We start from the raw sequence: 13,477 nt of genomic DNA on the forward strand, positions 1-13,477 counted from the left end.
GCGGGCGCGGGGTTACAGCGGTCAGGCCGCGGTCAGGGCGGTTTTCATGTGTTCCAGGCGGGCTTTGATCGAGGTGTCGAGCACTTCGTCGCCCACCACCACGCGAATGCCACCGATCAACTCGGGCTGCAATTCGACCTGAAGGTTGAGCTTGCGGGCAAAGCGTTTTTCCAGCACGCCGGAGAGATCGGCCAACGCGGCGCTATCGATAGCAAAAGCACTGTAGACCGTCGCATCGAATGCGCCTTGCTGCGCGTTCTTCAAAGCGCGGAACTGGTCCGCGATTTCAGGCAACGCGGCCAGGCGACCGTTGTCGATCACGGTGCGCAGGAAGTTCTGCGCCATCGCAGGCAGGCTCGTCTTGATCACACCGGCGACCAGGCTGAACACCTGTTCGGGCGTGGTCCTGGGGTTGTCGGCGTACTGGCGAAGCTGCTCATCGGCAGCCACCGACGCCAGCTCGTCGAGCCAGGCGGCGGTGCCAGCCGCACCAGAGCCAGAGGCCTGGAACAGCGCTTCCGCGTAGGGGCGGGCAATGGTGGCGATTTCGGCCATGGTTTACCTTTGAATGCCGTGTCGGTGGATCAAAGCTCGGTCTTCAGGCGACCCAGCAACTCGGCGTGAACGCCGGCGTTGACTTCGCGCTTGAGGATCTGCTCGGCCCCTTTGACAGCCAGCGCGGCAACCTGCTCGCGCAGGGCTTCGCGGGCCTTGACGACCTGTTGCTCGGCTTCCTGGTGAGCGGCGGCCACGATCTTGGTGGCTTCATCGGTCGCACGCGCCTTGGCCTCTTCGATCACGGTCTGTGCACGGCGCTCGGCATCGGCCAGACGGGTGGCAGCTTCGTTGCGCGACTTGCCCAACTCTTCTTCCACGCGCTTGTTGGCCACGGCCAGTTCGGACTTGGCTTTTTCGGAAGCCGCCAGGCCTTCGGAAATCTTCAACGCACGCTCATCGAGCGCTTTGGCAATCGGAGGCCACACGAATTTCATCGTGAACCACACCAGGATTGCAAAGACGATGGCTTGCGCAAAGAGGGTTGCATTGATATTCATCGCAACGCCTTTCTGTGTGTTGACAAGAGTGGTGACGCACTTGTTGCCCAAGAGCGCGGGGAGGAGCCGAAACGATCAAGATTTCTGATCATGGCCAACACCCGCGCTGCCTCGGGCAGCAAACCCGATTACAGCGTGAAGGGGTTGGCGAAGGCGAACAGCAGGGCAATGGCCACGCCGATCAGGAAGGCAGCATCGATCAGACCGGCCAAGATGAACATCTTGGTCTGCAGGTCGTTCATCAGCTCGGGCTGACGGGCCGACGATTCCAGAAATTTGCCGCCCATCAGCGCGATGCCGATGGATGCGCCGATGGCGCCCAGACCGACGATGAGACCGCAAGCCAGTGCGACAAGACCCAGAACGTTTTCCATGATGACTCCTATGAGATGAACGAAAGTTGAGAAAGGGAAAGAGAGAAACGAGAACTCAGAGCGAGGACAGGCCGCGCAACTCAGTGAGCGTCATGCGCCTGCCCGAGATAAATCAGGGCCAGCATCATGAAAATGAACGCCTGCAAGGTAATGACCAGGATGTGGAACAAGGTCCAAACCGTGCCTGCGATCACATGTCCGACAAAGAACAGGCCACCACTGAGCGACAAGGAAGCAAAGCCACCCAGCAACGCAATCAGCATGAAGACCAACTCACCCGCGAACATGTTTCCGAACAACCGCATGCCGTGGGACACCGTCTTGGCCACGAATTCGATCATTTGCATCAGGAAGTTGATCAGGCCCAGCAGCACGGCCCAAATGGGATTCTTGCTGGTGCCGAAAGGCGCTGTGACGAGCTCATGCGTCCAACCACCCAGACCTTTGATCTTCAGGTTGTAGAACACGCACATGAGCAAGACGGAGATCGACAGGCCCAGCGTGGTGGACAGGTCGGCCGTGGGCACCACACGCAAGTAAGCGTGATGCGGATCGTGACCAGCGGCGCCGTAGATCTTGGCCCACAGCTCGGGCAGCGCATCCACCGGCAGCATGTCCATGAAGTTCATCATGAAGATCCAGCAGAACACGGTGAGCGCCAGAGGCGCAACCAGCTTGCGGCTGGTTGCGTTGTGGATCACACCTTTGGCTTGGGTGTCGACCATCTCGACCAGCATTTCCACCGCAGCCTGGAAACGGCCGGGGACGCCCGACGTGGCGATGCGGGCGGCACGCCAGAGCACGAAGCACACCAATGCACCCATGAGCGAACTCACGATCACCGAGTCGATGTTGATCACCGAGAAGTCGACGATGAAGCCCTGCTTGTGGTTCGTCAGATGCGTCAAGTGATGGCGGATGTACTCGCCAGGGGTGGGACCGATACCTTCAGTAGCCATGTTCGTTTGCACCGATTAGTCGGAAATTCAACTGTTTTGATTTGCGCGCCGGGCCTGGATCCAGAATCCAAACCAGTACACCTTGAGAACCACCACCAAGCCGGCCAACAGGCCCAGCCAATTCAACCCGGGGACGATCCAGGGGGCCGACCACAACATGGCCACCACCAACAGAACCTTGACCCCCTCCCACAACAAAAATCCGGCAAATGCAGCTTGCGCATAACCCGCCAGCAGGCGACTCAGTGCACTGGAGGTCAAACCGTAGGCCATCAAGGCCGAAGGCACCACCACCGCAGCCGCGCCATACAGAACCGACCACACCACCGGGGCCGATTGCGTGAGCAACCCAGCCAGCGCACCAGCAGCCAAACCCACCAGCAACTGCGCCACCACCAACCGCCACAACGAGAAACTCGGCTGGCTCGCTCGCCACTGCTGCGCTTCTTCGCGCGTCAGTGGCTTGAATTCGGGCTCTTGCGCACCATCTTCTCCGTCAGTCAGGCTCTCGACCTGGCCCTGTGACTCCGCGTCGACGCGTTGCATTGTCGACATGAAAGGTTACAGGTAGGTTACGGTTGGGCGACGTTCGCAAAGCCGCTGATTATACGTAGAAACCCCATGGCTCCGTCAAGGTGAGAAGGCGTTCGCCTGTCCGCAGCGTGTGCAGCCGCCGATAATCTTTTCATGAATGCTGCGAACTGGGGCGAAACTGCCGCCCTGCCCGACACCACCTGTTACCTCAATGGCGCATTCACGCAGCTGCGCGATGCACGGGTCAGCGTGCTGGATCGGGGCTTCATTTTCGGCGATGGCGTGTACGAGGTGCTGCCTTGCTACGGCGGTCAACCCTTCCGGTTTGGGCAGCACATGGACCGGCTGGACCGGTCGCTGGCCGAGTTGCGCATGACCAATCCGTTGCCTCGTGCCGAGTGGGCAGCGATCGCGCAACGCTTGTCGCACGCACTGCGGGACACCCACGGTGCAGCTCACCAGCTGATCTACATACAGGTCACACGGGGCGTGGCCGTGCGGGATCACGCCATGCCTTCTGGCCTCCTGCCCACGGTTTTCGTGATGGCCAGCGAAATGAAACTGGCCACCCCGGTGCAACGCGAGCACGGCGTGGCCTGCGTCACCGCCGACGACTTCCGCTGGGAGAAGGCCCACATCAAGAGCACCAGCCTGTTGGGCGCGGTGTTTGCTCGCCAGATCAGCATCGACGCGGGTGCCGTGGAAACCGTGATGTTCCGCGGAGACCACCTGAGTGAGGCGGCGTCCAGCAACGTGTGGGTGGTGAAGGACGGCGTGGTCATGGGACCGCCCAAAGACAATCGCGTGCTCGAAGGCATTCGCTTCGGGCTGATCGAAGAGATCTGCCGGGCCCAGGGCCTTCGGTTTGAATTGCGCCCCATCACCCGGGCCGAGGTGTTCAGCGCCGACGAGCTGCTGCTGTCGTCCGCCTCCAAGGAAGTGCTGCCCATCGCCCGCCTGGATGATCAGCCTGTGGGCCAAGGCCGACCCGGACCCACCTACGCACGCCTGTACGCTGGTTACCAGCAAGCCGTCGCCGCCCTGTCGGCCTGAAACGGAGAAACACGATGGAACAACCCCGCGAGATCCCACCCGAACAATCCCTGATCGAGTACCCCACGCAATTCCCCATCAAGGTGATGGGGGCGAACGTGGAAGGCTTCGTCGACGCGATGGTGCACGTGGCCAAGGCGTTTGACGCCACCTTCGACCCCGGCACCGTGGAGCAGCGCCCCAGCAAAGCGGGGAACTACATGGGGCTCACCTTGAGCGTGCACGTGACCAGCCGCGCGCAGCTCGACGAGCTCTACCGCACGCTGACCACGCACCCGATGGTCAAGATCGTCTTGTGACACAAGGCCCCCACGCTCCTCCGCTGCGCGGGTCGCTGCCCCCCGGGGGGGCTGATCCAGCTTGGGGCGACCCGGCGCCGGATCGCCTTCCTCCGGGCATGCTGGTCAGGTCCATCGGTCGGGTGCCTTACGACACTACCTACCAGGCCATGCAGGCCTTCACGGCGGAACGCGCGGCCGACACCCCCAACGAACTCTGGCTCTGCGAACACCCACCCGTCTTCACCAAGGGCCTCGCTGGCCGCGAAGACCACCTGCTTGCTCCCGGCAACATCCCCGTGGTGCAGACCAACCGGGGCGGGCAGGTGACCTACCACGGGCCCGGCCAGGTGGTGGCGTATCCGCTGGTTGATCTGCAGCGCGCAGGCTACTACGTCAAGGAGTACGTCTACCGCGTCGAAGAGGCGGTGATCCGCACGCTGGCCGCCTTCCAGGTCACGGGGCACCGCGTGGCCGGCGCTCCTGGCATCTACGTGCGGCTGGACGACCCGTTCAGCCATGCCGTGCTGCCCCAGCGTCCGCAGCGGCGCGTCCCCGGAGAGCCGGCGCCAGAGCCTGAATTCACCGGGCTGGGCAAGATCGCTGCGCTGGGCATCAAGGTCAGCCGCCATTGCACCTACCACGGTGTGGCGCTCAATGTGGCGATGGACCTGCAACCCTTCCAGCGCATCAACCCGTGCGGCTACCAGGGCCTGCAAACCGTGGACCTTTCTACAATCGGGGTGGCGGTTTCATGGGACGAGGCCGCGCACGTGCTGGGCCAGAAGCTCAGCGCCACCCTCTCACCCTGACTCCAAGCGCCCTGCGCGCCGACGCCATGAACCGCTCCGACACACCCGCCGCACCCGCCGACACCACCGTGCGCGAAGCCCAGCCCGCCGCCAGCTACGACGCCTCGGCCAAGCAAAAGAGCCAGGCCAAGACCGCGCGCATCCCCATCAAGATCGTGCCGGCCGAGGTGTTGAAGAAGCCCGAGTGGATCCGCGTCAAGGCCGGCAGCCCCACCACGCGCTTCTACGAGATCAAGGACATCCTGCGCGCCAACAAGCTGGTGACGGTGTGTGAGGAGGCCAGCTGCCCCAACATCGGCGAGTGCTTCGGCAAGGGCACGGCCACCTTCATGATCATGGGCGACAAGTGCACGCGGCGCTGCCCGTTCTGCGACGTGGGCCACGGCCGCCCCGACCCGCTGGACGTGGACGAACCCGACAACCTTGCCAGGACGATTGCCCAGCTCAAGCTGAAATACGTGGTGATCACCAGCGTGGACCGCGACGACCTGCGCGACGGTGGCGCCGGCCACTTCGTGGCCTGCATCGAGAAGACCCGGGCCTTGTCGCCGCTGACGCAGATCGAGGTGCTGGTGCCCGATTTCCGTGGCCGCGACGACCGTGCGCTGGAGATCCTCAAGGCAGCACCGCCCGACGTGATGAACCACAACATGGAGACCGTGCCGCGCCTCTACAAGGAAGCACGCCCGGGCTCCGACTACCAGTTCAGCCTGAACCTGCTAAAGAAGTTCAAGGCGCTCTTCCCCGACGTTCCGACCAAGAGCGGTCTGATGGTCGGCCTGGGCGAGACGGACGAAGAGATCCTGGAGGTCATGCGCGACATGCGTGCGCACGGCATCGACATGCTCACCATCGGCCAGTACCTCGCGCCCAGCGGCCACCACCTGCCGGTGCGCCGCTACGTGCACCCCGACACCTTCAAGATGTTCGAGGCCGAGGCCTACAAGATGGGTTTCAGCCACGCCGCCGTGGGCGCCATGGTGCGCAGCTCGTACCACGCCGACCAGCAAGCACACGACGTGCTCAACACCGCGCGCTGAGCTGGATCAGGCCGTTGCAGGGTACAGGGCGGGGGTGACGGCCATACCCTCGATCGCAGGCAGGCCCGGTGGGTCCGACCAGTCGAGAATTTCAAGCCGCCCATCGGCGTGTTCCACCAGCGCCGTGAGGCTCTCCACCCAGTCGCCGTCGTTGCAATACAGGATGCCGTCGATCGTGCGGATCTCGGCGTGGTGGATGTGGCCGCAGACCACGCCGTGCACGCCTCGCTCTCGCGCCTCGCGTGCCACCGCGACCTCGAAGTCGCCCACGTAGCTCACCGCGCGCTTCACCTTGAGCTTGAGGTAGCGCGACAAGCTCCAGTACGGCAAACCCAGGCGCGCGCGCGTGGAGTTGAGATGCCGGTTGATGCGCAAGGTGAGCTCGTAGGCCCAGTCACCCACATGGGCGAGCCACTTGGCGCACTGGATCACGCCATCGAAGTAGTCACCGTGCGTGATCCACAGGAGTCGCCCGTCCGCAGTCTGATGAATGGCCTCGTCAACCACTTCGACGCCGCCGAAGTTGTGGCCCAGGTACTTGCGTGCGAACTCGTCGTGGTTGCCCGGCACAAAGACCACGCGCGTGCCCTTGCGCACCTTGCGCAGCAGCTTCTGCACCACGTCGTTGTGGGTCTGCGGCCAGTACCACTGCCGCCTGAGCTGCCAGCCGTCGATGATGTCGCCCACCAGATAGAGCGTGTCGCACTCCACACGCTTCAAGAAATCCAGCAACGGCACCGCCTGGCAGCCCGGTGTGCCCAGGTGCAGGTCCGATATCCACACGGTGCGCACGCGAAGGCTGTCGGGCGCATCCGCGTCGGCATCCGTTGAGTCCGTGGTGTCCGTGGTGTCCAGCAAGGGAAGGAGGTCGCGTCGCATGGAGGTTCAGTGTGAAGATCACTTGCGACGCGTCAATGAAGCCTCGGCGTCAATTGGATGACAGTGCAGGCTCCACCAACCGCTCTGCGGCGGTGGCCTGCCTCGCCTTCAGAATGGCCGCAAGACGTTGTGGCACCTCCAGCGCCGCGCGGTTCTCGACGGCGGCAGCACGTTGCTGAAAGTCCGCCAGCCGTGGCAGCAGCTGCTCCACCGCAGTGCCAATCCGGCTGAAGCTGCGCAGCGTCAGGCCAACGCCTTGCTCGCGCACCCAATCGGTGTTCCAGCGCTCCTGCGGCATGGTCCAGGCGTTGCGCGTCACGATCACCGGCAAACCCATCTGCACCGCCTCGCTGATGGCACCGGGTCCCGGCTTGCCGACAAAAAAATCGGCCAGCTGCATCCAGCGCGCCACATCGGGCGTGAAGCCCACCACCACACGCGGCGCCACCGCCGGCAAGACCCGCAGCGACTGCGCCAGCGCCTCGTTGCGCCCGCACAGCAGGATCAGAGGCACCTCGGGCAAGGCAGTGGCGATGCGCTTCATGACGCGCGAGCCAGCGCCACCGAACATCACCAGCCCCACCGGTTGCTGTGGATCGAGTCCCAGTGCCGCGCGCTCCTGGCTGCGGTCCAGCGTTGCGGGCGCGTGGAAGGCCGGGCGCAGCAGCATGCCGCTGACACGGTGCACCTGCTCAGGTGTGCAGCCCGCCTGCAGCGCCTGCGCATGGGCGTGCGCCGTGCCGCAAACCACATGCTGACCCGTGCCCGGCTCCATCCAGAACGCGGGCGGGTGATCGGCCATGTCGGTCAACACCGTGACAAACGGGGTCTGCGGCTGGGCCTGCGCCAGGCTGTCGTGCAGCGCCCGGTTGAAATTCGGAATCAGCGAAACCACCATGTCGGGCTTCGTCGCGCGCCAGTGAGCCGCCAGCCGTTCCACCAGCAAGGGGTGGCTCCAGCGGATGGCGCGCTGCAGCAGCTTGAGTTCTTGCGAGAGACCCAGCGTGAAGCCACTGGCCAGACGCTTGTTGTAGAGGTCTTCCGGATCGAAGCCCATGACCCGGCGGAACTTGCCCGCGGGATCGATGACTTCGGTGAAGTTCACCTTGCGCACACGCCAGGGCAGGCCCTGGGCCTCGATGGCCAGCGACAGCGCCTCGGCGGCGGCGCGGTGGCCGCCACCCGCGTTGAACCAGACCAAATCGACGTTGAGCATGCCGCGATGTTGTGTGGCCCGTGCGACGAACGCATGACGACACCATGACTGGCGCATGACGAGCCTGCCCCAACAGGAACCACCGGCGCGGCACGGTAACCTACCGGCATGAACGCCAACCTCCTTGCCCTGGGCGCCATCGCGCTGTGGGCCTCCCTCGCCGCACTCGGTGTGGCCCTGTCGCATGTCCCGCCCTTTCTGCTCACCGGCCTCTCGCTGCTGATCGGCAGCCTGATCGCGCTGCCGCTCTCGCGCTTCGACTTCCGCCAATGGCGCGTGCCGGCCAGCACCTTGGCGCTGGGTGTGTACGGCCTGTTCGGCTACCACTTCCTGCTCTTCATCGCGCTGCGCCACGCGCCACCGGTGCAGGCCAACCTGGTGAACTACCTCTGGCCGCTGGGCATCGTGGTGATGGCGCCGCTGTTCCTGCCCGGCATGAAGCTCACCGGCCACCACATCTTTGCCGCCTTGCTGGGCTTCGCGGGCGCGGCACTGGCCATTGTGGGAGGCGCCGGTGGTGCGGGTGAAGCTCGCTGGGCCTGGGGCTACATCCCGGCGCTGGCCTCGGCCTTCATGTGGGCGAGCTATTCGTTGATGACCAAGCGCGTGCGCGCCTTTCCCACCGCGGCCATCGGCAGCTTCGCCTTGCTGTCGGGCGTGCTCTCGCTGTTCTGCCACGCGCTGCTGGAGCCCGCCGTCTCGCTCTCGACCCAGGACATGCTGCTCATCGCCGTGCTGGGCCTGGGTCCGCTCGGTGGTGCATTCTTTCTGTGGGACGCCGCCCTCAAACGCGGCGACGCGCGCCAGATCGGTGTGCTGAGTTTTCTCACGCCGCTGCTCTCCACGCTGACACTGCTGTTGCTTCGGGGGGAGATGCCGAGTCCTGCGATCGGACTGGCGGCGCTGATGATCGTGGGTGCGGCGGTGATGGCCACGCGCCGCTGACGGACGACCCGCGCAGCGCAGCGCGGGGGCCAACGGATCAGTCGGTCATGAGCGCGGCGGGATCTTCCGCCGACAGCACGGTCTGGGCCCAGGTCTGCAGGCGGGTCGTGTCGCAGCGCAATATCTGCTGCTTGACCGCCAGGATCTGCGACGGGTGCATGGAGAAGCTGCGCAAGCCCAGGCCAAGCAGGAGGCGCGTCATGGCCACGTCGCCCGCCATTTCGCCGCACACGCTCACGCCCTTGCCCTGCGCGTGACATTGCGTGATGGTGCTGGCCAGCAGCTGCAGCACAGCGGGGTGCACCGGGTCGTACAGGTGAGACACGGCCTCGTCGGCGCGGTCGATGGCCAGCGTGTACTGGATCAGGTCGTTGGTGCCGATGGAGAGAAAGTCGAAGTGCTTGAGGAACAGCGGGATGGTGAGCGCCGCCGCCGGCACCTCGATCATGGCGCCCAGCTTCACCGCGCCATGGGTCACGCCGGCGGCCAGCAGCTGTTCGCGCGCACGGTGCACCAGCGCCAGCGTCTGGCGGATTTCGCTGGCGTGCGCGAGCATGGGAATGAGCAGGTGCACCGGGCCGTGCGCGGCTGCGCGCAAGATGGCGCGCAACTGCGCGAGAAACATGGCGGGGTCGGCCAGGCTCCAGCGGATGGCGCGCAGGCCCAGCGCCGGGTTGAGGTGGTCTTCGCCAGCGCGCGGGGCCACGCGGTCCAGCGGCTTGTCGGCGCCCACGTCCACGGTGCGGATGGTCACCGGCAGGCCCTGCATGCCCTCCACCGCGCGCTTGTAGGCCTGGTACTGCTCCTCCTCGTCGGGCAGCTTGCCATTGCGCCCCATGAACAGGAACTCGCTGCGGAACAGCCCCACGCCCACGGCACCGGCTTTGAGGGCGCCCACGGCGTCTTCGGGCTGTTCGATGTTGGCCAGCAGTTCGATCTTTTGTCCGTCGAGCGTGACGGCGGGCGTGTTCTTCAGGCGCGAGAGGCGCTCGCGCTCGACTTCACCCTGGCGCTGCTTGAAGCCGTATTCGGCCAACAGGATGGGTGAGGGATCGACCACCACCACGCCGGCATCGCCGTCGATGATGACCCAGTCGTCCTGCTCGATCAGCTGGCTGGCCGAACGCGCACCGACCACGGCAGGGATGTCCATGCTGCGCGCGACGATAGCGGTGTGGCTGGTCTTGCCACCCACGTCGGTGACGAAGCCGGCAAACACGCTTTGCTTGAACTGCAGCATGTCGGCCGGCGAGAGGTCGTGCGCGATCAGCACCAGCGGCACGTCGACCGCGCTGTCCTGCCCGGGGCGCGACTGGCCGGCACCCACGGGCGATGCCACGCCGCGCATCACGCGCAGGATGCGCTCGACCACCTGTTCCAGGTCGGCCTTGCGCTCGCGCAGGTAGGGGTCTTCCATCTCGTCAAACTGGCGCGCGATCACCTCCAGCTGCGTGGTGAGCGCCCATTCGGCGTTGTAGTGGCGCTCGACGATCCAGTGTTTCACGCCGCCGGTGAGCTGCTCGTCCTGCAACAGCATGAGGTGCACGTCGAGCAGGGCGGTGAGTTCGGGATGCGCATCCGAGGGACCCAGCTCATGCAGGCTCTGCTGCACCTTCAGGATTTCTGCGGCCACCTCGTTGCGCGCATGGCGCAGCCGCTCGATCTCGCCCTGAACCTGCTCGGCCTGCACGAAGTAGTGCGCCACATCGATCCGGCTCGACGCCACGATCACCGCCCGCCCGATGGCAATGCCCCGGGAGACGGCGAGACCGTGGACGGAGAAGCTCATTCGCCCTCGCCGAACTTGTCGTTGATGAGTGCAACGAGAGCGTCCATGGCCACCGCCTCGTCCGCCCCGATGGTCTCCACCTCGACGGTGCTGCCCAGACCCGCGGCCAACATCATCACGCCCATGATGCTTTTGGCATTGACGCGGCGATCACCCCGGGACATCCACACATCGCTGGCGAAGCTGCCCGCGAGTTTGGTGAGTTTGGCCGAGGCGCGTGCGTGCAGCCCGAGCTTATTGCTGATGGTCACGGTGGTCTTGATCATGGGTGGCTCGTCTGGCCTGGTTCTGCGGAGCGGTCACCGCCACCTGAATCACCCCCTGCGTGGCACCGATCATGGCGCGCGAGATCAGCGCGTCCAGCGACTCGTGGCGGTAAGACACGGTGCGCAGCAACATGGGCAGGTTCACGCCGGTGATCAACTTGGAGTTGATGCCGTCGATGAGTTTCTGCGCCACGTTGCATGGCGTGGCGCCGAACACGTCGGTCACCACCAGGGTTTGGGGCAGGTGCATCTGGCGCATGAGTGCGCGCGCCTGTGCCAGCGATTCTTCAGGCGGTACGTTGGGTTGGACATCCAGCGCCGAGACGGCCTCGGCGCTGTCGGGGAACACATGCATGACGCACTGGCGCAAGGCCGAAGCCAGAGGCGCGTGCGCGATGATGAGGATGCCGTTCATGAGCGCAGTTTAGCCGGCCTGGGTGCGCGGGCGGGCTCGCCAGGCACGCCAGAAAGCCAGGTAGGCGAACACGCAACACACGCCGAAGAAGGCCATGGCACCCCGGTAACGAACAGACTCGCTCCAACCGAACACCGTGAGCGCCTCGATCAGCAGGCCAATGCCCCACTGCACACCGAAGACCCCGGCGAAGATGGCCAGGTTGTACGCCGACAGGGCGCGCCCGGCGGCTTCGGGCGGCAACGCCAGCGCCACCGCCGGCTGCGACAGCGACACGAATGTGCTGGTCACGCAGAACAGGGCCCACAGCTCCCAGCCCGCGCCTGCGCCCAGCAGCACGATGGCGGCCAGCACAAGGAAGCTCGCGGGCAATCCCCAGGCGATCAGCCGCTCGGGCCGCAAGCCACGGCGCGCCAGGTGGGGGTTGACCACGCCCCAGAGCCAGAAGGTGCAGAGCATCGACAGGTTGATGCCGAACAGGCCAGCGGCTGCCTCCTGCGGGGTGTAGCCCGCCACTTTCACCATCCACGGCCCGGCCCACAGGGTCTGCACGGCTACCATGCCACCGTAGTTGACGAAACCGATTGGCAACATCTGGCGAAAGTAAGGGTTGCGCCAGATCAGGCCGTACCCCCCGGACGGCAACGGCTGGCTTTCGGACTGCGCCGGCGTCGCCTGACGCCATCGTGGCACGGTGATCGCAATACCGATCATCGACAGCGCAATCAGCCCGGCCAGCAGCCAGAACAGCCCGCGCCAGCCGGTGTAGGGCATCAACCACTGCACCGGCAGCGTGGCCGCCACCATGCCCAGCGAACCGGTCATGAGCATCCACGAGTTCGCGCGCAGTTGTGTGGCCGGCGTGAGCCAGCGGCGAAAGCCGGTGAGCGGCGCCATCAGGCAGGCGCTCACCCCCATGCCGGTGAGCACGCGCGCGGCCAGCAAGCCCGAGAAACTCGTGGCCAGCGCAAACGCCATGCAGCCGAGCACGGCCACCGTGAGAAAGGCCAGGATCACCTTGCGCGGCCCGTGGCGGTCCAGCCAATTGCCCAACGGCAGCTGGGTCATGGCGAAGCCCAGGAAGTAGCCACCCGCGAGCAGGCCGAGGTCGCCAGCGTTGAGGTCGAGTTCCCGGCTCAGGGTGGGCGAGAGCGTGGCCGTGATGGCGCGCACCAGGGCGGAGAAAAAGTACGCGACCGCAAACGTGAGGAAAACGATGACCGCGGCGCGCGTCCCCAGCGCGTCGCCGCGCGTGTCTGTCGGCGCGCTTGTCATGGCAGCTTCAGTCCGTCAACAAAGGTGGTGCGCACCTCGTCGGTGATGGTCGGGCCATAGATCGCGGCCTGGAACACCTGCGCACCACGCGCGAAGTACACCGCCCGGGTCTGCACGGACTGGCCTTGTGGATCGGTGCCCTGCGCGACGATGCCTTGCGTCAGCGTGGCGCCGGCCACAGTCGTGGTCCAGCGGTGGCCCGGATCGGCCTGCAGCGCCGGGTCCACACGGATCGCGGCGAGCGCGGCGCGTTGCCAGTCGATCAGCGTGGCGGGCACGGCAGCGGCGTCGGGTGCATCGGCCCAGGCCAGCGCAAAGGTGAGGCCGCCGGCCTGGCAGCTGTGCATGTGCAGCACGGTGGGCGAACCACCCAGGGGCACCGAGCGTTCGGCGGTCTCGGGCTTGCACGGCATGAGCGCCTGCAGCGGCGTGCCCTCGGGGCGCCATTCGCGCCAGTTGAAAGTGGGGTTGCAGGCGGTCAGAGCCAAGGCTATCAGCGCGCCGATGAGCCCGCGTCGGCGCATCGCGTGGCGGTATGCATTTGATGACATGGGATGGGGTGGAGCACGCCACCGTGGGGACAGCGC

17 protein-coding genes are annotated in these 13,477 nt (G+C 65.4%); 5 read left to right on the forward strand and 12 right to left on the reverse strand.

The window, feature by feature from the left end; all coding sequences use genetic code 11:
• Positions 1–21 precede the first annotated feature (21 nt).
• From F9Z44_RS19540 to F9Z44_RS19560, 5 genes are all read right to left on the reverse strand, one after another.
• On the reverse strand, positions 22–555 hold the full coding sequence (locus F9Z44_RS19540) for a F0F1 ATP synthase subunit delta (protein ID WP_159608354.1): 534 nt from the start codon (positions 553–555) through the stop codon (positions 22–24).
• A 29-nt stretch (positions 556–584) separates the two neighbouring features.
• Positions 585–1,055 (reverse strand): F0F1 ATP synthase subunit B, encoded by a 471-nt coding sequence (locus F9Z44_RS19545; RefSeq protein WP_159608355.1) that lies wholly within the window; start codon positions 1,053–1,055, stop codon positions 585–587.
• A gap of 128 nt (positions 1,056–1,183) precedes the next feature.
• Positions 1,184–1,429, reverse strand: a complete 246-nt coding sequence (atpE, locus tag F9Z44_RS19550; protein WP_009519254.1) for a F0F1 ATP synthase subunit C — start codon at positions 1,427–1,429, stop codon at positions 1,184–1,186.
• An 80-nt stretch (positions 1,430–1,509) separates the two neighbouring features.
• Positions 1,510–2,388, reverse strand: coding sequence for a F0F1 ATP synthase subunit A (gene atpB, locus F9Z44_RS19555; RefSeq protein ID WP_159608356.1), 879 nt, complete (start codon positions 2,386–2,388; stop codon positions 1,510–1,512).
• A 27-nt stretch (positions 2,389–2,415) separates the two neighbouring features.
• Complete coding sequence (locus F9Z44_RS19560; protein ID WP_236574198.1) at positions 2,416–2,934, reverse strand: ATP synthase subunit I; 519 nt, start codon at positions 2,932–2,934, stop codon at positions 2,416–2,418.
• A 141-nt stretch (positions 2,935–3,075) separates the two neighbouring features.
• Between F9Z44_RS19560 and F9Z44_RS19565 the strand changes: the two genes are divergently transcribed.
• From F9Z44_RS19565 to lipA, 4 genes are all read left to right on the forward strand, one after another.
• The gene (locus F9Z44_RS19565; protein ID WP_159608358.1) at positions 3,076–3,975 is read left to right on the forward strand and encodes an aminotransferase class IV; all 900 of its coding nucleotides are present in this window, start codon (positions 3,076–3,078) and stop codon (positions 3,973–3,975) included.
• A 14-nt stretch (positions 3,976–3,989) separates the two neighbouring features.
• A complete protein-coding gene (locus F9Z44_RS19570) occupies positions 3,990–4,274 on the forward strand; it encodes an HP0495 family protein (protein ID WP_159608359.1) in 285 nt (94 codons plus the stop codon).
• 98 nt (positions 4,275–4,372) lie between these two features.
• On the forward strand, positions 4,373–5,065 hold the full coding sequence (gene lipB / locus F9Z44_RS19575; RefSeq protein ID WP_159608360.1) for a lipoyl(octanoyl) transferase LipB: 693 nt from the start codon (positions 4,373–4,375) through the stop codon (positions 5,063–5,065).
• Between the two features lie 26 nt (positions 5,066–5,091).
• Positions 5,092–6,105, forward strand: coding sequence for a lipoyl synthase (lipA, locus tag F9Z44_RS19580; RefSeq protein WP_159608361.1), 1,014 nt, complete (start codon positions 5,092–5,094; stop codon positions 6,103–6,105).
• Positions 6,106–6,111: 6 nt separating this feature from the next.
• On the opposite strand, the gene F9Z44_RS19585 is transcribed toward lipA, so the two are convergent.
• On the reverse strand, positions 6,112–6,984 hold the full coding sequence (locus F9Z44_RS19585) for a UDP-2,3-diacylglucosamine diphosphatase (RefSeq protein ID WP_159608362.1): 873 nt from the start codon (positions 6,982–6,984) through the stop codon (positions 6,112–6,114).
• A 49-nt stretch (positions 6,985–7,033) separates the two neighbouring features.
• Positions 7,034–8,200 (reverse strand): galactosyldiacylglycerol synthase, encoded by a 1,167-nt coding sequence (locus F9Z44_RS19590; RefSeq protein WP_159608363.1) that lies wholly within the window; start codon positions 8,198–8,200, stop codon positions 7,034–7,036.
• A gap of 108 nt (positions 8,201–8,308) precedes the next feature.
• Here F9Z44_RS19590 and F9Z44_RS19595 point away from each other — a divergent pair, with 108 nt between their 5' ends.
• Positions 8,309–9,145: a DMT family transporter gene (locus F9Z44_RS19595; RefSeq protein WP_159608364.1), complete on the forward strand. Its 837-nt coding sequence runs from the start codon at positions 8,309–8,311 to the stop codon at positions 9,143–9,145.
• Positions 9,146–9,182: 37 nt separating this feature from the next.
• Here the strand turns inward: F9Z44_RS19595 and ptsP are convergent, their stop codons facing one another.
• The 5 genes from ptsP to F9Z44_RS19620 are packed head-to-tail and all read right to left on the reverse strand — an operon-like array spanning position 9,183 to position 13,441.
• Complete coding sequence (gene ptsP / locus F9Z44_RS19600; RefSeq protein WP_159608365.1) at positions 9,183–10,934, reverse strand: phosphoenolpyruvate--protein phosphotransferase; 1,752 nt, start codon at positions 10,932–10,934, stop codon at positions 9,183–9,185.
• On the reverse strand, positions 10,931–11,200 hold the full coding sequence (locus F9Z44_RS19605; protein WP_159608366.1) for an HPr family phosphocarrier protein: 270 nt from the start codon (positions 11,198–11,200) through the stop codon (positions 10,931–10,933). Before F9Z44_RS19605 ends, ptsP begins: the two co-directional genes overlap by 4 nt.
• Positions 11,169–11,615: a PTS sugar transporter subunit IIA gene (locus F9Z44_RS19610; protein WP_159608367.1), complete on the reverse strand. Its 447-nt coding sequence runs from the start codon at positions 11,613–11,615 to the stop codon at positions 11,169–11,171. The genes F9Z44_RS19605 and F9Z44_RS19610 overlap by 32 nt, the downstream gene beginning before the upstream one ends.
• A 9-nt stretch (positions 11,616–11,624) precedes the next feature.
• Complete coding sequence (locus F9Z44_RS19615; RefSeq protein WP_159608368.1) at positions 11,625–12,890, reverse strand: MFS transporter; 1,266 nt, start codon at positions 12,888–12,890, stop codon at positions 11,625–11,627.
• Positions 12,887–13,441, reverse strand: a complete 555-nt coding sequence (locus F9Z44_RS19620; RefSeq protein WP_159608369.1) for a hypothetical protein — start codon at positions 13,439–13,441, stop codon at positions 12,887–12,889. The genes F9Z44_RS19615 and F9Z44_RS19620 overlap by 4 nt, the downstream gene beginning before the upstream one ends.
• Positions 13,442–13,477: the final 36 nt, after the last annotated feature.

This window comes from Hydrogenophaga sp. PBL-H3, from assembly GCF_010104355.1.
Lineage (GTDB): Bacteria > Pseudomonadota > Gammaproteobacteria > Burkholderiales > Burkholderiaceae_C > Hydrogenophaga.